Raw genomic sequence first — 23,534 nt, 5'->3', positions numbered from 1 at the left:
TGTGGCCCCCACCCTCCCGGCGATCGTCACCGGCTTCGTCCGGCACGGTCGGTCCGTTCCGATCCGGCACGCGTTCCGGCACCGCGTGTACCAGTGGCTGGTCGACCTCGACGACGTACCGAGGCTGCCCTGGTATCTCCGCCCGTTCGCGCGGTTCGACGTACGCGACCATCTCGGCGGCCGCGGCCCGACGATCAAGGCCGATCTGCGGCGTTACCTGGCCGGTCACGGCATCGAGTACGACGGCCGCGTCGTCATGCTGGCCAACGCCCGCACACTGGGTCACGTCTTCGACCCACTGACCGTGTTCTGGTGCGTCGACAGCCCGTACGTCGTCGCGGAGGTGCACAACACGTACGGCGAGCGGCACGCCTATCTGCTCCGCCCGGACGAGCGCGGCACTGACGAGACCACCAAGGAGTTCTACGTCTCGCCGTTCAACGACGTGTCCGGCCGGTACCGCCTCGGGTTCGAGCTCGACCACGACCGGGTCAGCGTCCGGGTGAGCCTGACGCGGGGCGGCCGGACCGTGTTCGGCGCGAGTTTCGACGGCGTACCGCGACCGGCGACGCGCCGCTCGATCGTCGCAACCGCCGTACGGATGCCGCTGATGCCGCACCGGGTGTCAGCCCTGATCCGGCTGCACGGGGTCTGGCTGTGGGCGCGCCGTCTCCCCGTCGTACCGCGTCCGGAGCACCGGCTCCAGGAAGGAATCAGATGAGCACGCTGACCGTTGCCCAACCACTCTGCCTGCGACACCCCGTCCTTCGGCCGCTCTGCGTCCGTGCGCGGATCGCCCGGCTCGTCGTCGACCGGATGCTCGACCAGGTTCCGGTCCGCGCGATCTACCCGGACGGCACGGTCCGCGGTGGCGGCGGGCCGGATGCACCGGTGGTGCGGATCATCCGCCCGGACGCGATGTTCGAGCGGCTCGCCCACAACCCCAAGATCGGTCTCGGCGAGGCGTACACGGCCGGGGACTGGACTGCGGCCGACGGCACCGACCTCGCCGACCTGCTGACGCCGTTCGCGGCCCGCGTCTCTCGACTCGTCCCGCACTGGCTGCTGCGCTTCCGGCGGGTCCTCGACCGGCGCATCCCCCACCGCCTGCGGAACACGCCGAGCGGAGCCCGGGACAACATCAGCGCACACTACGACCTCAGCAACGCGTTGTTCGCCGCATTCCTGGATCCTGGCCTGACGTACAGCTCCGCCCTGTTCGACCACGACGTGCCGCCGGCCGATCAGGATCTCGAGGAGGCCCAGTCCAGGAAGGTCGAACGCATCCTGGATCTGGTGGAAGTCGGTCCGGGAAGCCAGGTGCTCGAGATCGGATCCGGCTGGGGCACGCTGGCGATCGCTGCCGCTCGTCGTGGCGCCGAGGTCACCGGCATCACGTTGTCGACCGAGCAGCTGCAACTGGCACAGAAACGCGTCGCCGAGGCCGGCTTGGCCGACCGGGTCGACCTGCGGCTGCAGGACTACCGCGGGGTGACCGGTTCGTACGACGCCGTCGTCAGCGTGGAGATGATCGAAGCGGTCGGCGAGGAGTACTGGCCGCACTACTTCCGCAGACTGGACGAGTTGCTCGCACCGGGCGGAAAGATCGCCTTGCAGGCGATTCTGATGGATCACGACCGGATGCTCGCCACCCGGCACTCGTACGGCTGGATCCAGAAGTACATCTTCCCCGGCGGGCTGATCCCGTCCAGGACCGCAATCGACGAGACCGTGGCGCAGCACACCGCGTTGACAGTCGACGACGACCACAGGTTCGGCGCGGACTACGCGGAGACCCTCCGGCGGTGGCGCCGGCAGTTCGTCGCCAATTGGCCGATCATCCGGGCGGAGGGATTCGACGAGTCGTTCCGGCGAACGTGGGAGTACTACCTGGCCTACAGCGAGGCCGGCTTCGCCTCCGGCTACCTGGACGTCGCCCAACTCCGCCTCACACGTTACGGAAACGGAGTGGGATCAGCTGTCCGGGAGGGAGAAGAGGGACAGGACTATGCGGTCTTTGCCCGGTGACTCGGTCAGGTAGGGGTGGATGAGGGCCTCGAAGCTTGTGCGGAAGGTTTCCAGGTCCTCGGGGGCCATGTAGAGGGCCAGTTGTGAGTAGCCGAGTTGGTGTAGGCGGGGGTACAAGTCGCCGTTGTCGAGGACTCGGTCGAAGTCGGCGGCCAGGCGGGTGAGCATCATCAGGAAGGCCTGGCGGTGCTGGTCGGGGGTCATGGCGCGGGCTTCGCGTTCGTCGATGCGGCCTACCTTGGTCTGGTCCAGGCTGAGCGTTCTTTCCGTGGTGCCGCGGATCTTGCGTTCGCGGACGACGGTCAGGTAGCCGGCGTCGATGAGGGCGGCGACGTGGCGGTAGAGCGTGGTGGTGGGTACGTCGGGCAGGTCGCGTCTGAGGTCCGTCGTGGTCACCTCGCGGCCGAGTACGCGCTGCACGATGCGCCAGCGGATCGGGTGCAGCAGGACGTCCAGCACCGGGGTCGGTGACTCCTCCATCGGCTCTCCATCAGGGATCTTTCAGGGTATCCATTGATACCAATGATGGTAATAATAGCGGCAACGGAAGCATTCACACTCGTCCGAGGAGACGTTGACGTGTCGCTCACTCGTCGTACCGTGCTCAAGTCCGCGGCGGCCGCCGTACCGCTGGCCGCCCTCCCCACTCTGCCCTCGGCGGCCGCCCGGGCCACAGGGCTCGTCCGGGAACCCGCCGCGATCGGCCGGCTGGCCGAGAAGATCGAGGCCGGGATGGCGAAGTACGCGATCCCCGGTGCCGGGCTCGGCGTCTGGTACCGCGGCCGCGAGTACGTCCGCGGCTTCGGGGTCACCAGCGTGGACACCGGCGAGGCCGTGTCCGCCGACACCGTGTTCCGGATCGGGTCGACCAGCAAGACGTTCACCGCGACCGCGATCATGCGGCTGGCCGAGCGCGGCCGGATCAGCCTGGACCGGCCGGTCCGCGCGTACCTGCCGGACTTCGCGACGACCGACCCGTCGGTGGCGGCCCGGGTGACCGTGCGGCAGTTGCTGAACCATTCGGCGGGCTGGCAGGGCGACTACTTCGAGGACACCGGTGACGGCGACGACGCGCTCGCGAAGTACGTCGCCAACATGACGAAGGTCCCGCAGCTCACCCCGCTCGGGAAGGTCTTCTCGTACAACAACGCGGCGATCGGGGTCGCGGGCCGGGTCCTCGAGGTCGTGTACGGGAAGCCGTACGAGACCGCCGTACGGGAGCTGGTCATCGACCCGCTCGAGCTGGCGCACAGCCGGTTCTTCCGCAGCGAGGTCGACGGGTTCAGCGTGGCCGCGTCGCACAACGTGGTCGACGGCAAGGCTGTCGTCGAGCCGTCGTTCGACGCGATGCCGCGGAGCCTGCACGCGGCCGGCGGGCTGATCTCGAGCGCATGCGACCAGCTCCGGTACGCGAGGTACCACCTCGGGCACCGGGGTCTCCCCCATCTGCTCAGCGATCGTGGCCGACTCGCCATGCAGTCGAACCCCGGCCCCGGCGGCACGTTGTTCGTCGAGCTGAACGGCGTCGGTGTCGGCTGGATGCTGCGTCCGACGGCTCAGGGGCCGACCGTGGTGCAGCACGGCGGTGACTGGTCAGGTCAGCACTCCGGCTTCCTCTTCGTACCGCAGCGGGACTTCGCCATCACGTTGCTGACCAACTCGGAGAGCGGGCCGTCGCTGGTGGCGGAGCTGTTCGCGGACGACTGGGCGCTGCAGGAGTTCGCGGGTGTCAGCAACCTGCCCGCCGTACCGCGGGAGCTGCCGCCGCGTCGGCTGGCGGAGTACACCGGCTCGTACGTCGCGCAGCAGCTCGGGTTCGACGGCAAACCGGAGCAGATCGGGCTGGACGTCACCGCCGACGACGGCGAACTGGTCGCGAGTGTGGGCGGACAGGCGATGTTCCGGTTCGCCTTCTACCGCAAGGACTTCGTCCTCGCGCTGAACCCGGACGGCACGCCCACTCACACCCGCGCCAACTTCGTCCGCGGCAACGGCGGTCAGGTCGAATGGCTCCGGTACGGCGGTCGCTTGTTCCGCTTCCACCCGTCAGGCACCCACCGTGCAACCACCTTCAGCCACCGCAGGCTCTAGTCAGTGGTGGTGATCATCCACAGGTGACCGTCGGGGTCGGTGAACGTGGCGAAATAGGCCCACGGCTTGCGCGTCGGCTCCGTGACCTGCACTGCTCCGGCGGCAAGCGCCTTGGCGGTCTGCGCGTCGACAGCCTCCTCGCTGTCGGCGCGCACGCTGAGGATGCATTCGCTCTGCCCGTACGGCGCGGCAGGCTGGTCGCCGAGCACCCAGCCGAAGCCCTCGGTCGGAATCAGCATCATCGTGACGCCGTCGGCGAGCTGGAACTGCAGCGGCTCCGGGATGCCGTCCTCGGCCAGCTCGCCGACCGGCGTCAGGCCGAGGGCCTCCTGGTAGAACGCGTACGAGCGCGGCCGGTCCTCGATCGGGAGGCTGATGATCATCGGGTCACTCCAGCGGTGAAGCGGTCGGCGTCGCGACCGGACAGGTGGTTCGGTGGGAGGGTGCGGCCGCACAGGACCAGCAGGAGGTCCTGGGCGGTGCCGGTCAGCGGTTCGCCGGTGCCGTAGGACCAGTCGAGGTCTGTGGCTCGGAGTTGTACGCCGGCCAGGTCCACCCCGAAGTACTTGGCCTGACGCGGCTTGAGCGCACCGAGGACGATCCGTAGCCGCTCGAGCGGCACCTGGCGGTCGATGCCCAGCGCAACGGTCACGTCCAGGCCGTGGATCACGTCGTGCGACAGCGCTCCCTCGTAGCCGTCTCCCGGTGGTTTCCAGGAGTGGTTCACGTTCTCACGCAGGCAGGCGACCAGCTGGGCCGGCGTCAGGTCCGCCGCGTCCCGCCGCGCCTGCCGGTCGGCGTACCGGTTGAAGCTCCCCCCGGCCCGGACCAGTCCGGCCAGGAGCCGCGGCATCGTGATCCGGTACGGCATGGTGATGTGCGCGACCAGCTCGCGCACTCGCCAGCCGTCACACAGTGTCGGTCTGTCCCAGTCCGTCTCCGGCAGTCCGGCCAGCAGTTCCGCCAGCTCGCCCCGTTCACCCGCCACAGCGGTTCTGATATCCGTCATGCCCCACCGACGAACGGGTCAGCTCCGGACAGACACCTCTCGCAATCTTTTTTCCAGATAGCGGCGCTCGGCGTCTGTTGTGGCCAGGGCCAGGGCTTGCTGGTACGCCGCTGCCGCCTCGGACCAGCGTTCCAGCCTGCGGAGGAAGTCGGCGCGGGTGGCCGGGAGGAGGTGGTAGCCGGTCAACGGACCTGCGGCCAGCTCGTCGACGAGACGGAGGCCCACAGCCGGGCCGTCCGCCATGCCGATCGCTACAGCGCGGTTGAGTGCGACGACCGGGGTCTGCGGGAGCTGGGCGTACAGGGAGGCGATCTGCGACCAGTCCGTGTCCGCAGCGGTACGGGCGGTGGCGTGGCAGGCGGCCACGGCAGCCTGCACCTGGTACGGACCGGGGACGCCACGCTGGAGGGCCGAGTCCAGCACCTCGGTGCCTTCGGTGATCTGCGCGCGGTCCCACCGGGTGCGGTCCTGATCGTCGAGCGTGACGAGAGCGCCGTCGGGCGCCAAGCGCGCGTCCCGGCGCGCATCGTGCAGCAGCATCAGTGCGAGCAGGCCAGCGGCCTCTGGTTCCTCCGGCATGAGCTGCACGAGCAGTCTGGCCAGTCTGATCGCTTCACTACTCAGATTGCTCCGTACGACGTCGGAGTACCCCTCGTTGAACAGCAGGTACAGCACTGCCAGGACGGCGGGTGTCCGCTCCGGCAGGAGGTGTGCGGGCGGGACGCGGTACGGGATGCCTGCGTGCTGGATCTTCTGCTTCGCCCGGGTCAGCCGCTTCGACATGGTCGTCTCCGGTACCAGAAACGCCCGCGCGATCTCCGCCGTACTCAGACCGGCCAGCGTCCGCAGCGTCAGCGCCACCCGCGCCTCCATCGCCAGTGCGGGATGGCAGCAGGTGAACATCAACCGCAGCCGGTCGTCCGGTACGTCGTACGCCGGGTCCGACTCGGCCGGTGTCGCGGCCAGCTCCCGGAGCTTCTGCGCGCCGACCGCCTCCCGGCGCAGCCAGTCGATCGCCCGGTTGCGCGCGGTCGTGGTCAGCCAGGCACCGGGCCGATCCGGTACGCCGTCGATCGGCCACCGCTGCAGGGCCGCGGCGAACGCCTCCTGCGCACACTCCTCCGCCAGGTCCCAGTCACCGGTTAGCCGGATCAGGGTGGCGACCACCTGGCCCCACTCCTGCCGGTAGATCTCCTCGAAGGTCACACGACCCCTGGTGGTGGTTCCCACACCGGCCGGATCTCGATCGTGCCGTAGCCGGCCGCAGGGTGCTTCGCCGCGATCTCGACCGCCTCGTCCAGGTCCGCGCAGTCGATCAGCACGAACCCACCGATCTGCTCCTTGGTCTCCGCGAACGGCCCGTCGGTCAGCAGCAGCTCGCCCTCCCGCACCCGTACCGTGGTGGCCTCGTCCGGCGGCCGCAACCCCGCTCCACCGGCCACCACCCCACGAGCCTCCATCTCCTCCGACCAGCCACCGCACCCGTCGTTGGCGTGCGCCGCGGCCGACTCGTCGCCACAGATCATCAGCAAGTACTTCACCGCCTCATCCTCGCAGGTCTAGCGTCGGCGGCAAGGAACGTGGCAAGGACTCCCAGGGAGGGACAGGCGATGACGAACAGGATCGTGCACTTCGAGGTTCCGTACGACGACGCGGAGCGAGCACGGGCGTTCTACCGCGAGGCGTTCGGGTGGAACCTGATGGAGATGCCCGAGCTGGACTACACGATGGTGTCCACCGGGCCGGTGGACGAGCAGCAGATGCCGGCCGAACCGGGCTTCATCAACGGCGGGATGTTCCGGCGCACCGAGGAACTGACCCGGCCGGTGCTGACGATCGACGTGACCGACATCGACGCGGCGTGGAAGACCATCGAGAGCCTCGGCGGTGAGCGGGTCGGGGAGAAGCTGTCCGTCGGCGACATGGGCTTCGCGGCGTACTTCAAGGACCCGGAGGGCAACGTCCTCGGCCTGTGGCAGACCGCGGCGGCCGGCTGACCGCGCGCGGACTGCCGGCACCTGTCAGCACCTGTCAGCACCTGTCAGCAGGGTCAGCTGCCCATGGTCTGGAGGTGCTGCATCGAGCCGTAGCGGGTGGTGAGGCGGTCGAAGTCCGCGGCGTCGAACAGCTCGCAGTCGCCGGCGCCGTAGCTCTTCGCGGCCTCGACACAGAACCGGGCGGCCGACTCGACACTGGCCAGGTCGGTCGCCCCGGTGCCGCAGCCCGGCACCGCGGTCTCGGTCGTGATCGCGATGCCGACGACCGGTGCGCTGGTCGCCGTACACGGCTGCAGGATCGAGTTCACGTGGTAGACGTCGTTCCCGTACGGCGTGATGTCCTGCATCGTCAGCGGCAGTACGGCGGGGAGCCGCCCGCTGACCTGCGACGCGAGCTCGAGCAGGTCCTCGCTGACGCGCAGGATCCAGCCCTCCTTGACCGTCGGCGAGATCGCGAACCCGTGGTGGTTGACGATCCGGTTGCCCTTGGTGGTGTCCACCGAGAGCACCGCGTCCATCGCCTGCTCGACCTCGTGCTCGTTCATCGCGGCCAGGTCCACCGGCGAGTCCATGAACGGGACCGGGTCGTGCGGCCGGGTCGGCGCGTCCGGGCAGACGTGCGTCGCCACGATCACGTCACCCGGCAGCTGGTCGCCGCGGCGCAGCATCGAGCCGAGCTTGCCGGCGACGGCCAGCGCCACGAGCGCCCCGTCGCCGTCGGACACGAACCCGATCCGTTCCGGCCGCGCGCCCAGCCCGCCGAGCCGGCCGATCACGCCGAGCGTCGGCGCGTCGCCACCGGCGCTCCGGCCACGACTGCCCGGGATGACAGCGCGCACGAAGTCCGTGCTGCCCTTGTCGCCCTTCACCGTGGTCACGCTGACGTCGTCGACACCGTTCTTCCGCAGCCAAGCGGCAACGGCCTCCCCCGATGCGGAGGCGTCGTCGAGGACGTCGTACAGATCGAGAACTTCACGCCATGGCATATGTATCTCCCAATTGATGTCAGAACTTGGTCTTGAAGACGCTGTTGCCGAAACCCCACAGCGCGTCGCCGGCGATGAAGCCGGCCGCGGCGATCGTCATCTGCGACTCCGCGTCCGCGCCCTTCCAGCGCCGGTACGCGATCCGCAGGACGATCCCCGCCAGCACGGTCCAGCCGGCGATCGGGTTGACGATCAGCGTGCCGGTCGCGAGCAGGATGCCCATCTGCCGCTTCGGGCCGCCGAGCAGCTGGATGATCGCGCCGGGCACCGCCCAGAGCAGCAGTTTCCCGATCAGCCCCGGATCCACCCCGGCCTGGATCGTCTTGGCGTAGACCTGCACGATCGGCGGGAACAGGTCGCGGTCGAAGTACACGCGGTACGTCAGCGCGACGACGGCGGCGGCGACGGCCATCCCGATCAGTCCGGCGAACAGCTGCTGGCGCCGGCCGGCCAACTCGAACGCCGGATCCGCTCCCCGGCCGCGCAGCAACCAGCCCGCCTTGAAGTCGTACCCCGCGTCGGCGAACGCCGGCCCGCCGGCCGCGATGAACCCGACCAGCAACGCCAGCGCGATCGCCGGGAACCCGAGCAGCATCCCGATGGTGAGGAAGATCAGCGACGTCGCGAACGACGGGAACCACCCGGAGTGCATCGCCGACAACCCGACGATGAACTCCGCGATGATGCACGACACCGCGGCGTACAGCACCCAGAGCACCAGCCGGCCCGGACCGAGGTCGCCGATCAGTCCCCCGGTCACCGCGAGCAGCACCGCCGCGCCGACGTACAGCGCGAATCCCCGCCCGAGGCCGCGCCCGACGGTGGCGTCGTCACGGGTGTACGACGTCTCGGCCGGCTGCTCGGCGTCCTTGCGCCGACCCCGCGCGACCACCACCAGCGCCTGGGCGAGGGCGACCACGCCGGCTCCGATCATCAGACCGTGCGGCAGGTAGATCTCGGCGATGTTGACCCCGAAGACGTCCGCGCTGTAGCCCCGTGCCAACAGCCCGACCCCGAACATGGTCAGCGCGACGACGTTGCCGATGAACGCGACGCCGAAGGCCGACATCGGTACGCCGAGCCAGGATCCGGCCAGACCGACCGCCGTCCCCGCGCCGAGCAGAAGGGCCCGCTTGCCGCCCTCGTCACCGGCCTTGATCGCCTCGGCCGCGGCGACTCCCGGCGGCCAGGCGGCCGCACCGGGGAAGACCTTGGAGTCGTACAGCCAGTAGAGCATCACGAAGTCGATCAGCATCGCCAGCCCGGCGCCGATCAGCATCGGCCAGACCAGTCCGGGGCGGCCGAGCACGACCGGGATCGCGATCGGCAGCAGCAGCGAGTTCGCCGCCGCGAAGGTCGCGGTGGAGATCGTCGACTGGACGAGGTTCTGCCGGTGCACCGACCGGAACGGACGCAGTACGGCGAGCGGCACCCGGCTGAGCGCGATCGCGACCAGGACGCCGATCAGGGCGGTGTTCGGCGTCACGCCCAGCGTCGTGATGATCTGCAGGCCGATGACCGACCCGACCCCGGCGCAGAGCACCAGCAGGACGAGCGTGGCCGGCTCGAACGTCCGCGGATGCTTCGTTGGCGACTGAGTAGGCTGTGATCTTGAGGATTGGGTCATGTCAGCTCCGCAGTAAGTCGTGCGACGACCGAACGGGACAAGACCACCGGCAGACCGGACGCGGCCGCAGCTGTCTCCCGATGCTCCTGCGTGTAGCCCATACAGTCGAGCACCAGCAGCTGCGCGCCCTCCTCGGCCAGCTTCCGCGCAGCGGACGCCAGCTCGGAAGTTCCCGGCTGGTACGGCGTCGCCCAGGCCACCTTGATCTTCTGCTCGAGGTGCGCGAACTTCTCGTACGACTGCTGCTCCTGCTCCGCGAGCGGGCAGACCACGCCGACGAGCGAGTCGCCCGCGAGCGCGGACAACCCCGCCGTCAGCAACGGCCCGGCGAGCAGCAACGGACGGCTGTGCCGGAACGGAGGGAACTCACCGGTGCAGACGATCAGTACGACGTCCGCACCGTCCTCCTCGAGGAGGTCGATCGCCGCCTGCAGCCGCGGCAGGATCCCGGCCCGGCCGATCACGACGGACGAGCCGTCGCGGAGCCGGGTGGTCAGCGTCTCGTCCCCCGGTTCGGGCGCGAGCGCCGCGATCTCCGCCGTACCCAGACCGTCCAGCGCGCCGCGCTCGCGGACCTCGACCGAGGCCGGCAGCCACTCGATCATCTCCGGGACCATGTCGCTGCGCGGCGACTGCCCGATCGTGACCACACCCAGAACACTCATGCGACGGCCTCCTTCGTTCCGGCTTCGACGAGTTCGCGGCGCTCGGCCCGGTCGAGCCGCGCGCGAGGATCGGCGGACGGCACGGCGGCCAGCAGGGCCCTGGTGTACGGATGCTTCGGAGCGGCGAAGACCTCGTCCACGGTGCCCCGCTCGACGACCTTGCCACGGCTCATCACGAGAACGTCGTCGGCGATCAGCCGCACCACGGACAGGTCGTGCGTGATGAAGACGTACGTCAACCCGAGCCGTTCCTGCAGGTCTCTCATCAACTCCAGCACCTGCGCCTGCACCGACACGTCGAGCGCGGACACCGGCTCGTCGCAGACGACCAGCGACGGATTCAGCAGCAACGCGCGGGCGATCCCGATCCGCTGCCGCTGACCACCGGAGAACTCGTGCGGGAAGCGCTCGAGGTGATCGGCCTCCAACCCGACCAGCTCCATCACCTCGACCAGGCGCTCACGGATCCCGGCGGCGTCGAGGTCGGTGTGCAGGCGCAGCGGCTCGGCGAGCGTGCGCTGGATCGTCCAGCGCGGATCCAGTGACGCGTAGGTGTCCTGGAAGACGATCTGCATCCGCGATCGCATCGCCCGCAGCTCCTCGGCGGGCAGCGCCAACAGGTCGACGCCGTCGAAGCTGACCGATCCGGACGTCGGCTCGTGCAACCGCAGCACCGCCCGCCCGGTCGTCGACTTGCCCGATCCGGACTCCCCGACGATCGCGAGCGTCCGGCCCGGTGCGACGCTGAAGCTCACGCCGTCCACCGCGGTGAGGGATTCGGTACGCCGTCCGCGCCGCCGCCGGCCCGGGAACACCTTGACCAGGTCAGACACCTCCAGCAGCGGAGGCCCTTCGGACGGACGAGCGGTACGCGACCGCTCCTGGTTCGACGGCAGGAAGCTGAGCAGCCGCTTGGTGTAGTCCGCCTGCGGCGCCTCGAAGAGTTGCTCGACCGGCGCGGTCTCCTGAACCTGCCCGTCGTGCATGACGGTGACCTCGTCACAGGTTTGCGCGACCACTCCGAGGTCGTGGGTGATCAGCAGTACCGACGTGCCGTGCTTCTGCTGCAGGTCGGTCACCAGGTCGAGGATCTGCAGCTGGGTGGTGACGTCGAGCGCGGTCGTCGGCTCGTCGGCGATCAGCAGCTTGGGCTCACACGACATCGCCATCGCGATCATCACGCGCTGCCGCATGCCGCCGGACAGCTGGTGCGGATAGTCCCGCAGTACACGCCGGGTGTCGCGGATGCCGACCATGTCGAGCAGCTCCGCCGCACGGTCCGCCGCCTGCCGGCGGGACATTCCGAGGTGGATCCGCAGCGGTTCGGTGATCTGGTCGGCGATGGTCAGCACCGGGTTCAGCGCGGTCATCGGCTCCTGGAAGATCGTCGCGATCTCCTTGCCGCGTACGGCCCGCAGCGACCGGTCCGACAACTGGGTCAGGTCGCGGCCGTCGAACTCGATCCGGCCGCCGGTCACGTGCACCGATCGCCGCGGCAGCAGGCGGGTGATCGTCATCGCGGTGACGCTCTTGCCGCTGCCCGACTCCCCCACCAGTCCGAGCATCTTGCCCCGCGGGATGCTGAGGCTGACGTCGCGGACCGGCGTGATCGGGCCGCGCGAGGTGTCGATCCGCACGGTCAGGTCGGTGATCTTCAGCAGGTCAGTCATCGCGGACCCCGAGGTAGCGGATCGTCGTCGACGCGTACGTCTTCGCGGCCAGTACGACGTCCGCGACCGGCGCACGCTCGTCGAAGCCGTGGATCGTGGACAGCTCGGCCGGACCGTACTGCAGCACCGGAATCCCGTGGCTGCGGAACGTCCGCGCGTCCGACGACGCCCACTGCAGCACGCCCTCGGCCGGTTCACCGGTGAGGTCGCTGAGCGCGCCGACGAGCTCGACCACGATCGGGTCGTCGGGCAGCGTCCAGTTCGGCTCGCTGCGGAATCCGAGCGGCTCCACGGTCGCCTCGACGCCCGCCTCGGCGAGCAGCTCGTCGACCCGCGCCAGCACCTGCGCCCGGCTGAGCCCGATCGGGACCCGGGTGTCGATCTCGACCACGCAGGTGTCGGCGACCACGTTGGTGGCGCTGCCGCCGGTCACCTTGCCGACGTTGATCGTCACGTGGTCGAAGACCGCACCGATCCCGGGCGCGTACCCCTCACGCTCCTCGGCGAACACCTTCGACCGCTCGATCAGCTCCCGGACGTCGGCCGGCGCGTCCGGAACCATCTCCCACAGCCCTTGCAGGGCGAGGATCGCCTTCGCCGCCTGCAGGTTCGCGTTGGTCCCGTGCAGCGGTTGCAGGCTGCCGTGACCGGGCCGCCCCGACACCGTCAGCCGGAACCAGTTGCTGCCCTTCTGCCCGATCGTCGGATGCGTCCGCTCGGCCGGCTCGGCGATCACCGCGCCGGTCGCGCCGTCCAGCACGCCCTGGTCGAGCAGCCAGTCCGCGCCGAGCGGCCCGCCGGCCTCCTCGTCCGGTACGGCGGCCAGCGACAGCCGCCCGTTCAGCGGTACGCCGAGCCGGTGCATCACGACGTACGCGTGGATCACGCCGGCGAGACCGGCCTTCATGTCGCTGGCGCCGCGGCCGCGCAGGTACCCGTCGACGACGTCACCGGCGAACGGCGGGAAGCTCCAGCGGCTCACGTCACCGACCGGTACGACGTCCGAGTGGCCGGCCAGCACCAGGTGACGATCACCCGCCTGGCCCTGGTGCGACACCACGCTCAGGCGGCCCTGCCCGGCGTCGAGAACGTCGACCTCGACACCGGCCTTGCGCAGGACGGCGGCGATGAACTCGCCGACCTCCGTGCAGTCGCCCGGCGGGTTCTCGCTCGGGATCCGGATCAGGTCGCCGGCCAGCTCGATCAGCTCGTCCGCGGTCCGGTCGATCTCGTCGAGGACCTGCTGCTCCCAGCTCATTTGGTGGTTCCGCTCAGCTGGACGAAGCGGACGATGCCGTCGGGGTACGACGTGTAGCCGTCGATACCGGCCCGGTGTGCGACCACGATGTTGTACTCGTACAGGTACGCCCACGGCGACTTCGTGTTGATCGACTGCTGCGCCTCGCCGTACAGCTTGTTGCGCTTGGCAACGTCCGGCTCGGTCGCGGCCTGCTGCCAGGCCTTGTCCACCACCGGGTCGGAGAAGTTGGCGTAGTTGCTCGAGCCCTGGCTGGTGAGCAGCAGGCCGAGGTGGTAGCCGGGGTCGTTCACGAACGACGTCCAGCGGGTGATGTACGACTGCACCTTCTTCGTCTCCAGCGCCTCCAGGAACTGCGGCCGCGCCATCTTCTTGATGTTCATCGTGACGCCGATCTTGGCCAGCTCGGCCTGGATCAGCACCGCGTCGTCGTTCCAGTCGTCGAACCCGGACCCGAGCGTGAAGTCGAAGCTGAAGCCCTTGGACAGGCCGGCCTCCGCGAGCAGGGCACGGGCCTTGTCCAGGTCGTGCTTGTAGGTGTAGCCGGCGTCGCTGAAGCCCGGTGTCGAGCTTGCCACCGCGGACTTCATCGGCGACGCCTCGCCCTTCATCACGTCGTTCAGCAGCTTCTCGTACGGGATCGCGTACGACACGGCCTGCCGGACCCGCGGGTCGTCGAACGGCTTGATGTTGTTGTTCATCGCGAAGAACAGGATCTTGTTGCTGGCCCGCGAGTCGATCACGACACCGTCGGCCGACTTCAGCGACTGGACGTCCTTCGGCGGCACCTCGAGGGCCAGGCCGACCTCGCCCTTGCGCAGCAGCTGGACGCGGTTCGACGCCTCGGCGATGAACTTGACGCTCACCTGGCGCAGCTTCGGCTTGTCACCCCAGTAGCCGTCGTTGCGGGTCATCGAGGCCTCGGTGGCCGGGTCCCACTTGGTGATCGAGTACGGCCCCGAGCCGGCGGTGTTGGTGGCCAGCCACTTCGCCCCGCCGTTCTTCGCCACCGTGTCCATGTCGATGATCGAGAACGAGTACATCGGCAGGATCTGCAGGAACAGGTGGTTCGGCGCGGTCAGGTCGATCTTCACCGTGTGCTCGTCGACCTTCGTGACCTTGGCGATCCCGGCCATCTTGTACAGGAAGCTCGCCGAGCTCGACGCCTTGATGTGCGCGAACGACTTCACCACCGCGTCCGCGGTGACCGGTGACCCGTTCTGGAACTTCGCGCCGGCCCGGAGCTTGAAGGTGTACGACGTGATGTCCGCGCTCGCCTGCCAGGACTCGGCCAGCATCGGCACGATCTCGTCGGTCTTCGCCTTGGGCTTGCCGTCGACCTCGGTGCGGCCGTAGGTGACCAGCTGGTCGTAGGCCGCGACCACGAACGTGTCCGAGGTGACGTCGTTGGCCTCGGCGGGGTCGAGCGTCTTGCCGCCTTCGGAGTACGCGGCGACCAGGGTGTCGCCGGCGTCCTCCTTGCCGCCACCGTTGCTGTTCGCGTTCGCGGCACAGCCGGACACCGCGAGGGCCGCCGCGGCGGCGATGGCGAGAACTGTCCGCTTCATGCAGATCTCCTTGTCATTTGCTGGTCCGCAGGCGCGGGTCGAGGACGTCCCGGAGGCCGTCGCCGAGCAGGTTGAAGCCGAGGATCGAGGTGGCGATCGCGAGGCCGGGGAAGGTGGTCATCCACCACTCGCCGCTGATGATGTAGCCGCGGCCGTCGGAGATCAGCACGCCCCACTCGGGGTCGGGCGGCTGCGCGCCGAGGCCGATGAAGCTCAGCGACGCGGCGGTGAGGATCGCGTACCCCATGCCGAGGGTTGCCCGGACGAGGATCGGCGCCAGGGCGTTCGGCACGATGTGCCGGATCAGGATGCTGCGGCCGGGCAGCCCGATCGCGTGCCCCGCCTCGACGAAGTCGCGCTCCCGCAGCGACAGCGTCTGGCCGTGCACGATCCGGGCGAACTCCGGGATCCCGACGATGCCGACGGCGATCATCGCGCTGACCATGCCGGGCCCGAGCGCCGCCGCGATCGCCATCGCGAGCACCAGCGACGGGAACGCCAGCAGCATGTCCATCAGCCGCATCACCAGCCCGCCGGCCCGGCCGCGGACGAACCCGGCGAAGGCGCCGAGCGGTACGCCGACCAGCAGCGAGATCGCGATCGCGATCAGCCCTGTCCACAGCGAGATCCGGCCGCCGGCCAGCACCCGGGTGAGGATGTCGCGACCGAAGTTGTCGGTGCCGAACGGGTGCGCGAACGACGGACCTTGCAGCAGCTCACCGGCGCCCGGCTGCGACGCGCCGTACGGCGACAGGCCGGACAGCAGCGCGCCGAGGGTCCAGAGCGCGACGAACACCAGACCGACGACGGCGAGGCGGTTGCGCAGCAGCAGGCGGACGGTCGTCTGCGGCTTCAGGGCGGTGTCAGGCATCTTCAGAGCGGTGTCAGGCATCGGCGATCCTCGGGTCCAGGCGGGCGTTGACGAGGTCGACGACGAGGTTCGCCGCCAGGTAGACGACCGCGGCGAGCAGCGTGAACGCCTGGACGGGCGCGTAGTCGGTGGCCAGCACGGACTGCACGACGTACGACCCGATACCCGGCCAGGTGAAGACCGTCTCGGTGATCACCGCGCCGCCCATCAACTGACCGAACTGCAGGCCGGACACCGTGACGATCACCGGGGCCGCGTTCCGCAGCGCGTGCTTGAGGGTGACGACCGACGGCTTCAGGCCTTTCGAGACCGCCGTCCGCACGTAGTCCTGGCCGATCACCTCGAGCATCGCGGACCGGGTCATCCGCGCGATGATCGCCGTACTGCCGGTGGCCAAACAGAGTGCCGGCCAGATGATGTGCGACAGCGACGAGCGCAGCGCCACCAGGTCGCCGGTCAGGAGCGAGTCCAGGACGTAGAGCCCGGTGAGGTGGGTCGGCGGGTTCACACCTTCGGCCACCCGGCCGAGCGGCGCGGGCGCCCAGCCGAGCTGGTTGTAGAACACCACGATCACCATCAGGCCGAGCCAGAACAGCGGCATCGACGCGCCGAGCAGCGAGAACACCCGGCCCGCGTGGTCGACCGGCCGGTCCCGGCGGGTCGCGCTGATCACCCCGAGCGGGATGCCGGCCAGGAGCGCGATCAGCAGCGCGACGAGCGCGAGCTCGATCGTGGCCGGCAGCCGGGAGGCGAAGTCGGACGTGACGCTGTGACCGGTGTGCCAGGCGAAGCCGAGGTCACCGTGCAGGAGGTCGGAGAAGTACCGGACCAGCTGGACGTGCAGCGGCTGGTCGAGGCCCATGTCGGTGCGGATCTTCGCCACCACGCTCGGGTCGGCCTGGTCGCCGGCCAGCGTCCGGGCCGGGTCGCCGGGCAGCACCCGGGTGAGCACGAAGATGCACACCACGACGCCGATCAGCGCGGGCGCCATCGCGGCCACGCGGCGCAGGACGAGGTTCATGCGGAAGAGAGTCGAGGAGAAGCTGCGACATCTGCAACGACTTCCCGTTATATGAGAGACGGATTCGATATTCGCGACGCTGCGCTACCGTTCTCCGCGTGGATCCTGACGATGTGCGATCACCGCTGCAGACCGTGGACCGGGCGCTGCAGATCCTGATCTCCTACTCCGAGCAGCGTCGCGACTGGGGCGTGATGGAGCTCGCGGACGAGCTCGGCATCGACAAGTCCTCGGCGCAGCGGCTGCTGGCCGCGCTGGCGTTCCGCGGGTTCCTGCGGCCGGATCCGATCACCCGCCGGTACAGCCTCGGCCCGACGATGTGGCGGATGGCGGCGTTGTGGGAGCGCACCGGCGGGCTCGCCGCGCTGGCCGACGGCGTCCTGGTGCGGCTCGCACAGGACACGGAGCGGACCGCCACGTTCACGATCCCGGACGGCTTCCACGTCCGGTGCATCGCCGCGGTCGACGGCGGCAGCGGTCCGCTGCGCAGTCATCCGCTGGTCGGGGACCTCTACCCCGCGCACGCCGGCGCGACGTCGCGTGCGTACTTCGCCTTCATCGACCGCAACGAGCGCCGGGCGCTGCTGTCCGGGCGTCCGTTCGCGCGGTTCACCGATCTCACCGAGGTCGACGAGGCCGCACTCGAAACGGTCTTCGAGGAGACCGTGCAGACCGGCTGGGCGTTCTCCGACGGCGAGTACGACGCCGCGACCCGGGCGATCGCCGCGCCGGTCCGGCTCGGCCGACGCCCGATCGGCTCGCTGACCGTTGTCGAGGGCAAGAACGAGGAGGTGCCCGGCGACATCCGGGACTATGTCCCTCGGTTGCTGGAGGCAACCGAAGAGCTGAGCAACCTGCTCGCCCACCGCACCCCCGCGGCCCGCACCCGGCGCCGCTGATCCCTTCCGGACAAGGAGAACCCGTGGAACTGCTGTTGCTCTCGAACTCCACCGCGCCTGGTCGCAAGTACCTCGAGCACGCGCTCGACGTACTGGCCGAGGTCCTGACCGACGAGGTCGTGTTCGTGCCCTATGCGCTCGCCGACCACGACGGCTACACCGAGCAGGTGCGGACCGCGCTGGAGCCGCTCGGCGTCCGTGTCACGGGCGCCCACACCGCGCGGGACGCACTGCGCGAGGCGGCCGCGATCTTCGTCGGCGGCGGCAACACGTTCCGGTTGCTGCGGACGCTGCAGCTCAGCGGCGACCTCGACGTGATCCGCGAGCGGGTCCGGGCGGGCACGCCGTACGTCGGATCGAGCGCGGGGACCAACCTCGCGGGGCCGAGTGTGCGGACCACGAACGACATGCCGATCGTGCAGCCGCCGTCGTTCGAGGCACTCGGGCTGGTGCCGTTCCAGATCAACCCGCACTACCTGGATCCGGATCCGTCGTCGACCCATCAGGGCGAGACCCGCGAGCGGCGGATCACCGAGTTCCTCGAGGAGAACGACGTACCGGTGCTCGGGATCCGCGAGGGCACCTGGCTGCGTCGTCGTACGGACACGCTGACGCTCGGCGGGATCCCCGCGGGTGCCCGGTTGTTCCGGCGCGGGTCGGAGCCGGCGGAGGTCGCGGGCGGTACGGATCTTTCGGAATTGTTGCGGATCACCGCGCGTTTCGACGTACACGAGTAGTCAACTCCCGAGTGCCTAGACTCGGGCCGTTGGCTCCGGTGGTGTCCTCGGGAGGACTGCATGCCAGACCGTACTCAGACCATTGCGTATCCGGCACCCGGGTCGCGGCCGTCGCGGCGGGATCCGGAGCCGTTGGCGCCGCACGTGATCGTGCTGTTCGGCGCCACCGGTGATCTCGCGAAGCGCAAGCTGCTGCCCGGTCTGGCGTACCTGCAGCAGTCGAAGTTCGCGCCGGACGTGCGGATCATCGGCACCGCGACCGAGGACCTCAGCTGTGACGAGTTCCGGGACCGGGCGCGGCAGGCGGTCGAGACCTTCGGCACGCACCAGATGACGGACGAGCAGTGGGCACAGTTCGCCGAGCGGCTCGAGTACGTGCCGGTGACGGCCGGGCCGGACGCGCTCGCGACCGCGGTGAAGGCGGCCGAGGAGCTGCTGGGCCCGGACTCGCGGCGGCTGCACTACCTGTCGGTGCCCCCGAAGGCGGCCCAGGCGGTGATCGCGATGCTCCGCGACGCCGATCTGGTGGAGCGGGCCCGGGTGGTGATGGAGAAGCCGTTCGGCGACGACCTGGCCGGTGCGATCGAGCTGAACGACTTCGTCCACGAGACGTTCGACGAGGCGCAGATCTTCCGGATCGACCACTTCCTGGGCAAGGAGGCGGCGCTGAACATCCTCGCGTTCCGGTTCGCGAACGGCCTGTTCGAGCCGATCTGGAACCGGAACTTCATCGACCACGTGCAGATCGACATCCCGGAGTCGCTCGGCCTGGACCAGCGGGCCACCTTCTACGAGCCGACCGGCGCGTTCAAGGACATGGTGGTCACGCACCTGATGCAGGTGATGTCGTTCGTCGCGATGGAGCCGCCGACCGCCCTGGAACCGCGGGCGATCTCGGAGGAGAAGAACAAGGTCTTCCGGTCGATGCTGCCGATCCATCCCGGCGACGTGGTCCGCGGGCAGTACTCCGGTTACCGCACCGAGGACGGCGTCGCGCCGGATTCCGACACCGAGACGTTCATCGCGCTGAAGGTCGAGATCGACAACTGGCGCTGGGCCGGCGTGCCGTTCTACCTGCGCACCGGCAAGAAGATGGCCGAGGGCCAGCGGATCATCTCGATCGCCTTCAAGGAGGCGCCGAAGACGATGTTCCCGGCCGGCTCCGGTGTCGGCTCCGAGGGCCCGGACCACCTGACCTTCGACCTCGCCGACTCGTCCCGGGTGTCGCTGTCGTTCTACGGCAAGCGTCCCGGGCCGGGCATGCGGCTGGAGAAGCTGTCGATGCAGTTCTCCACACAGGAGACCGAGAGCGCGGGCGACGTCCTGGAGGCGTACGAGCGGCTGATCCTCGACGCGATGCGCGGGGATCACACGCTGTTCACGACCGCCGAGGGCATCGAGTCGCTGTGGGAACGGTCCGCGCCGCTGCTCGAGGACCCGCCGCCGGCCAGGCCGTACCAGCCCGGCACCTGGGGGCCGAACGCGATCCACCAGCTGATCGCACCGCGCGCCTGGCGGCTCCCCTTCGAGCGTGAGTGGCGACAGGCCAAGCAGTAACCCATTGCCGTCCTGCCCGGCCAAGGCGCACTATCGAGGGTGTGACGTAAGTCACGAACACCTCGGAGGGCGAGGAGGTGGGCGAATGACGGGGACCAAGACGCATCTCACCGGGGAACGGGCACCGTGTGGGCGCCTGGGAGATGCCGATCGCAGCCAGGAAGACGACTTCGAGGGCTTCCGGCTCGACGACGTGCTGTTCGCCTGTGGGTGCCGGCAGATGCGGCACGAGTTCCACGACGGCAGCGTCCGGATCCAGACTGTGCGGCACGACGGCAAAGTGCTGATGGACGAGCACAGCGGCGATCACGAAGCCTAGCCATGGCGAGCTATCACGACGTGGTGGTCGTCGGAGGCGGCGGTGCCGGGTTGAGAGCTGCCATCGCGGTGGCCGAGACCAACCCGGCACTGCGGGTCGCGGTGATCTCCAAGGTCTACCCGATGCGCAGCCACACGGTGTCCGCCGAAGGTGGTGCCGCGGGCGTGGCCGGACCGGACGACACGCTGGACGAGCACGCGTACGACACCGTGTCAGGCAGCGACTGGCTGTGCGACCAGGACGCGGTCGAGGCGTTCGTCGCCGAGGCTCCTCGTGAGCTCCTCCGGCTCGAGCACTGGGGCTGCCCCTGGAGCCGGCAGCCGGACGGGAAGATCGCCGTCCGCGCGTTCGGCGGCATGAAGAAGAAGCGCACCTGGTTCGCCGCCGACCGGACCGGCTTCCATCTGCTGCACACGCTCTTCCAGACCGCGCTCTCCTACTCGGACATCGTCCGGTACGACGAGTGGTACGTGACGAAGCTCCTCGTCGACGACGGACGCGCGTACGGCGTGGTCGCGATCGAGTTGGCGACCGGACGGGTCGAGACCATCACGGCGAACGCGGTGATCGTGTGCACCGGCGGCTGTGGTCGCGTCTTCCCGTTCACGACCAACGCGAACATCAAGACCGGCGACGGCATGGCCCTCGCCTACCGGGCCGGCGCGGCGCTGAAGGACATGGAATTCGTGCAGTACCACCCGACGGGCCTGCCGTTCACCGGCATCCTCATCACCGAGGCGGCGCGGGCGGAAGGTGGCTGGCTGCTCAACAAGGACGGCTACCGGTACTTGCAGGACTACGACCTCGGCAAGCCGACGCAGGAGCCGGTACTGCGCAACATGGAACTCGGACCGCGCGACCGGTTGTCGCAGGCCTTCGTGCACGAGATGGAGAAGGGCCGCACGATCGACACGCCGTACGGACCCGTCGTCAACCTCGACCTGCGGCACCTGGGCGCGGAGCTGATCGACGCCAAGCTGCCGTTCGTCCGGGAGTTGTGCTCCAAGTACCAGAACATCGACCCGGTGCACGAGCTCGTCCCGGTGCGTCCGGTCGTGCACTACATGATGGGCGGGATCCACACCGACATCCGCGGGGCGACGTCGCTCGACGGCCTGTACGCCGCCGGCGAGGTGGCCTGTGTCAGCATCAACGGCGCCAACCGGCTGGGGTCGAACTCGTTGCCGGAGTGCCTGGTCTTCGGCAACCGGGCCGGCCGGGCCGCCGCTGTGTTCGCGGGTCGCTACCACCGCGCCGTGCCGCCGTCGATCCTCGCGCTGGGCCGGGACGAGGAGCGCCGGCTGGCGACGGAGCTGGGCCGGCGCGCCGAGCGGCACCAGCGGATCGCCGACATCCGGACCGAGATGCAGACCACGATGGAGAACGGCGCCGGGATCTACCGGGACGGCGACTCGCTGGCCAAGGCCGCGCACGAGCTGGCGGAGCTACGGCTGCGCTTCCAGCACGCGGCGATCGACGACCACAGCGCGAACTTCAACACCGAGCTGATCGCGTGGCTGGAGCTGGGGTTCATGCTGGATGTTGCCGAGAGCATCATCGCCTGCGCGGTACTCCGGGAGGAGTCGCGCGGCGCGCACCAGCGGACCGACTTCCCGGCCCGCGACGACAAGCGCTTCCTGGCGCATTCGCTGGTACGGCGCGAACCCGACGGAACCAGCCGAGTGACATATCTCCCGGTGACGATCACCCGATGGCCGCCGGGAGAACGGGTGTACGGGAGGTAGCGATGGCTGACGAGATCACGCTGGAAGTCGCGCGCTACCGGCCGGGGGTCGACACCGAGCCGGTGCTGCAGTCGTACCAGGTCCCGCTGCGAGAGCACTGGGCGATTCTGGACGGTCTCACGTACGTGAAGGACCAGCTGGACGGCACACTGTCGTTCCGGTGGTCGTGCCGGATGGGGATCTGCGGCAGTTGCGGCATGACGGTGAACGGCGAACCACAGCTGACCTGCGCCACCTTCCTCACCGACTACGCGCCCGGCCCGATCCGCGTCGAGCCGCTGCGGAACTTCCCGGTCCTCCGCGATCTCGTGGTGGACATCGACGACTTCATGACCAAGCTGCCGAAGGTCACGCCGTGGCTGGTCCGGGACGTGCACAGCCCCGTCGAGGAAGGTGAGTACCTGCAGACGCCGGAGGAACTGGACGAGTACAAGCAGTTCAGCATGTGCATCAACTGCATGCTGTGCTACTCGGCCTGCCCTGTCTACAGCCTCGAACCGGACTTCCTCGGCCCGGCGGCGATCGCCCTGGCCCAGCGCTACAACCTCGACTCACGCGACGAGGGTGCCGACGAGCGTCGCGCGGTACTGTCGTCGCCCGAAGGGATCTGGGCCTGCACGTTCGTCGGCGAATGCAGTGCGGTGTGCCCGAAGGGCGTGGATCCGGCCGGAGCGATCCAGCGCTACAAGCTGACCGCCGCGACGCAGTCGATCAAGGACCTGCTGATGCCGCGGAGCAAGCGGTGAGCGTCTATCAGCGGCCGATTCACCTGTTCTGGTGGCTGGAACGCCGTTCGTATGTCGTGTTCGTCCTGCGTGAGCTCAGTAGCGTCTTCGTGGCGTGGTTCGTGGTGTTCCTGCTGTTGCTGGTGAATGCGATCAGCGACGGCGCGGCGTCGTACCAGCGCTTCCTCGACTGGAGTGGGCAGTGGTGGATGGTCGCGATCAATGTGGTCGCGATGCTGTTCGTGCTGCTGCATGTGGTGACCTGGTTCGGTCTGGCACCGCGAGCGATGGTGATCAAGGTGCGCGGCCTCCGGGTGCCGCCGCGGCAGATCGTTGCCGCGCACTACCTGGCCTGGTTGGTGTTGTCGGGTGCCGTCGCGTGGCTGGTGCTGCGATGAACCACCGCCGCTCCCCCGAACCCTTCCTGTGGATGCTGTTCAGCTCCGGTGGAATGGTGGCCGCGCTGATGGTGCCGATCCTGCTGTTCCTGTTCGGCCTTGCGTTCCCCCTCGGCCTGCTGTCGGCACCATCCCATGCCCACCTGTATGCCGTAGTGCACAATCCGCTGACCCGCCTGGTGCTGTTCGGCCTGTGCGTGCTGGCGTTGTTCCACTGGGCTCACCGCTTTCGCTACACCTTGTACGACGGGCTGCAACTGAAGCGCTACGCCGTACCTATCGTGGTCCTGTGCTACGGCGGCGCCGTTGTGGGCTCCGTCATCGCAGCCGGACTGCTGCTGACGGTCTGACATAGGCTGCGCC

General features: G+C 69.1%; 25 protein-coding genes. 12 read left to right on the top strand and 13 right to left on the bottom strand.

The window, feature by feature from the left end; genetic code table 11:
* Position 1: 1 nt before the first annotated feature.
* Both BJY22_RS16995 and BJY22_RS16990 read left to right on the top strand, forming a co-directional pair.
* Entirely contained in the window at positions 2-721 is a 720-nt protein-coding gene (locus tag BJY22_RS16995; RefSeq protein WP_337758748.1) for a DUF1365 domain-containing protein, read from the top strand.
* On the top strand, positions 718-2,028 hold the full coding sequence (locus tag BJY22_RS16990; protein WP_167207911.1) for an SAM-dependent methyltransferase: 1,311 nt from the start codon (positions 718-720) through the stop codon (positions 2,026-2,028). The genes BJY22_RS16995 and BJY22_RS16990 overlap by 4 nt, the downstream gene beginning before the upstream one ends.
* Here the strand turns inward: BJY22_RS16990 and BJY22_RS16985 are convergent.
* The gene (locus tag BJY22_RS16985) at positions 1,975-2,508 is read right to left on the bottom strand and encodes a helix-turn-helix domain-containing protein (protein ID WP_167207909.1); all 534 of its coding nucleotides are present in this window, start codon (positions 2,506-2,508) and stop codon (positions 1,975-1,977) included. The genes BJY22_RS16990 and BJY22_RS16985 overlap by 54 nt on opposite strands.
* Positions 2,509-2,607: 99 nt before the next feature.
* Here BJY22_RS16985 and BJY22_RS16980 point away from each other — a divergent pair, with 99 nt between their 5' ends.
* Positions 2,608-4,119: a serine hydrolase gene (locus tag BJY22_RS16980; RefSeq protein WP_202891149.1), complete on the top strand. Its 1,512-nt coding sequence runs from the start codon at positions 2,608-2,610 to the stop codon at positions 4,117-4,119.
* On the opposite strand, the gene BJY22_RS16975 is transcribed toward BJY22_RS16980, so the two are convergent.
* Genes BJY22_RS16975 through BJY22_RS16960 form a run of 4 tightly spaced genes read right to left on the bottom strand, consistent with a single transcriptional unit; the run spans position 4,116 to position 6,669 of the window.
* Positions 4,116-4,502, bottom strand: coding sequence for a VOC family protein (locus BJY22_RS16975; RefSeq protein WP_167207907.1), 387 nt, complete (start codon positions 4,500-4,502; stop codon positions 4,116-4,118). The two genes, BJY22_RS16980 and BJY22_RS16975, sit on opposite strands and share 4 nt — an antisense overlap.
* A complete protein-coding gene (locus BJY22_RS16970; RefSeq protein ID WP_167207905.1) occupies positions 4,499-5,128 on the bottom strand; it encodes a maleylpyruvate isomerase family mycothiol-dependent enzyme in 630 nt (209 codons plus the stop codon). The genes BJY22_RS16975 and BJY22_RS16970 overlap by 4 nt, the downstream gene beginning before the upstream one ends.
* A gap of 18 nt (positions 5,129-5,146) precedes the next feature.
* On the bottom strand, positions 5,147-6,334 hold the full coding sequence (locus BJY22_RS16965; RefSeq protein WP_167207903.1) for a sigma-70 family RNA polymerase sigma factor: 1,188 nt from the start codon (positions 6,332-6,334) through the stop codon (positions 5,147-5,149).
* Positions 6,331-6,669 (bottom strand): YciI family protein, encoded by a 339-nt coding sequence (locus tag BJY22_RS16960; protein WP_167207900.1) that lies wholly within the window; start codon positions 6,667-6,669, stop codon positions 6,331-6,333. The genes BJY22_RS16965 and BJY22_RS16960 overlap by 4 nt, the downstream gene beginning before the upstream one ends.
* Positions 6,670-6,738: 69 nt before the next feature.
* On the opposite strand from BJY22_RS16960, the gene BJY22_RS16955 reads away from it, so the two are divergent.
* Entirely contained in the window at positions 6,739-7,125 is a 387-nt protein-coding gene (locus BJY22_RS16955) for a VOC family protein (protein WP_167207898.1), read from the top strand.
* Positions 7,126-7,178: 53 nt separating this feature from the next.
* On the opposite strand, the gene BJY22_RS16950 is transcribed toward BJY22_RS16955, so the two are convergent.
* Genes BJY22_RS16950 through BJY22_RS16915 form a run of 8 tightly spaced genes read right to left on the bottom strand, consistent with a single transcriptional unit; the run spans position 7,179 to position 16,791 of the window.
* A complete protein-coding gene (locus tag BJY22_RS16950) occupies positions 7,179-8,111 on the bottom strand; it encodes a DUF1177 domain-containing protein (protein ID WP_167207896.1) in 933 nt (310 codons plus the stop codon).
* Between the two features lie 19 nt (positions 8,112-8,130).
* The gene (locus tag BJY22_RS16945) at positions 8,131-9,738 is read right to left on the bottom strand and encodes an OPT/YSL family transporter (RefSeq protein ID WP_167207893.1); all 1,608 of its coding nucleotides are present in this window, start codon (positions 9,736-9,738) and stop codon (positions 8,131-8,133) included.
* On the bottom strand, positions 9,735-10,403 hold the full coding sequence (locus BJY22_RS16940) for an AroM family protein (RefSeq protein ID WP_167207891.1): 669 nt from the start codon (positions 10,401-10,403) through the stop codon (positions 9,735-9,737). The genes BJY22_RS16945 and BJY22_RS16940 overlap by 4 nt, the downstream gene beginning before the upstream one ends.
* Complete coding sequence (locus BJY22_RS16935) at positions 10,400-12,073, bottom strand: ABC transporter ATP-binding protein (RefSeq protein WP_167207889.1); 1,674 nt, start codon at positions 12,071-12,073, stop codon at positions 10,400-10,402. The genes BJY22_RS16940 and BJY22_RS16935 overlap by 4 nt, the downstream gene beginning before the upstream one ends.
* Entirely contained in the window at positions 12,066-13,331 is a 1,266-nt protein-coding gene (locus tag BJY22_RS16930; protein ID WP_167207887.1) for a M20 family metallopeptidase, read from the bottom strand. The genes BJY22_RS16935 and BJY22_RS16930 overlap by 8 nt, the downstream gene beginning before the upstream one ends.
* A complete protein-coding gene (locus tag BJY22_RS16925) occupies positions 13,328-14,899 on the bottom strand; it encodes an ABC transporter substrate-binding protein (protein ID WP_167207885.1) in 1,572 nt (523 codons plus the stop codon). Before BJY22_RS16925 ends, BJY22_RS16930 begins: the two co-directional genes overlap by 4 nt.
* A gap of 13 nt (positions 14,900-14,912) precedes the next feature.
* The gene (locus BJY22_RS16920) at positions 14,913-15,791 is read right to left on the bottom strand and encodes an ABC transporter permease (RefSeq protein WP_167207883.1); all 879 of its coding nucleotides are present in this window, start codon (positions 15,789-15,791) and stop codon (positions 14,913-14,915) included.
* Positions 15,784-16,791 carry an ABC transporter permease gene (locus BJY22_RS16915; protein WP_167207881.1) on the bottom strand — a complete coding sequence of 336 codons (1,008 nt, stop codon included), beginning with the start codon at positions 16,789-16,791 and terminating at the stop codon, positions 15,784-15,786. The genes BJY22_RS16920 and BJY22_RS16915 overlap by 8 nt, the downstream gene beginning before the upstream one ends.
* A 98-nt stretch (positions 16,792-16,889) precedes the next feature.
* Here BJY22_RS16915 and BJY22_RS16910 point away from each other — a divergent pair, with 98 nt between their 5' ends.
* From BJY22_RS16910 to frdD, 8 genes are all read left to right on the top strand, one after another.
* Positions 16,890-17,690 (top strand): IclR family transcriptional regulator domain-containing protein, encoded by an 801-nt coding sequence (locus tag BJY22_RS16910; RefSeq protein ID WP_202891148.1) that lies wholly within the window; start codon positions 16,890-16,892, stop codon positions 17,688-17,690.
* A 23-nt stretch (positions 17,691-17,713) separates the two neighbouring features.
* Positions 17,714-18,427, top strand: coding sequence for a dipeptidase PepE (pepE, locus tag BJY22_RS16905; protein WP_167207880.1), 714 nt, complete (start codon positions 17,714-17,716; stop codon positions 18,425-18,427).
* Positions 18,428-18,487: 60 nt separating this feature from the next.
* The gene (zwf, locus tag BJY22_RS16900) at positions 18,488-19,984 is read left to right on the top strand and encodes a glucose-6-phosphate dehydrogenase (RefSeq protein WP_167207878.1); all 1,497 of its coding nucleotides are present in this window, start codon (positions 18,488-18,490) and stop codon (positions 19,982-19,984) included.
* A gap of 85 nt (positions 19,985-20,069) precedes the next feature.
* The gene (locus BJY22_RS16895; RefSeq protein ID WP_202891147.1) at positions 20,070-20,303 is read left to right on the top strand and encodes a hypothetical protein; all 234 of its coding nucleotides are present in this window, start codon (positions 20,070-20,072) and stop codon (positions 20,301-20,303) included.
* 2 nt (positions 20,304-20,305) lie between these two features.
* Positions 20,306-22,048: a fumarate reductase (quinol) flavoprotein subunit gene (frdA, locus tag BJY22_RS16890; RefSeq protein WP_167207876.1), complete on the top strand. Its 1,743-nt coding sequence runs from the start codon at positions 20,306-20,308 to the stop codon at positions 22,046-22,048.
* 2 nt (positions 22,049-22,050) lie between these two features.
* On the top strand, positions 22,051-22,794 hold the full coding sequence (locus BJY22_RS16885; protein ID WP_167207873.1) for a succinate dehydrogenase/fumarate reductase iron-sulfur subunit: 744 nt from the start codon (positions 22,051-22,053) through the stop codon (positions 22,792-22,794).
* Entirely contained in the window at positions 22,791-23,171 is a 381-nt protein-coding gene (locus BJY22_RS16880) for a succinate dehydrogenase/fumarate reductase transmembrane subunit (RefSeq protein WP_167207871.1), read from the top strand. Before BJY22_RS16885 ends, BJY22_RS16880 begins: the two co-directional genes overlap by 4 nt.
* A complete protein-coding gene (gene frdD, locus BJY22_RS16875; protein WP_167207869.1) occupies positions 23,168-23,521 on the top strand; it encodes a fumarate reductase subunit FrdD in 354 nt (117 codons plus the stop codon). The genes BJY22_RS16880 and frdD overlap by 4 nt, the downstream gene beginning before the upstream one ends.
* The last annotated feature ends 13 nt before the right edge of the window (positions 23,522-23,534 follow it).

The organism is Kribbella shirazensis, assembly GCF_011761605.1.
Taxonomy (GTDB): domain Bacteria; phylum Actinomycetota; class Actinomycetes; order Propionibacteriales; family Kribbellaceae; genus Kribbella; species Kribbella shirazensis.
This window is presented reverse-complemented; position numbering and strand designations above follow the sequence as displayed.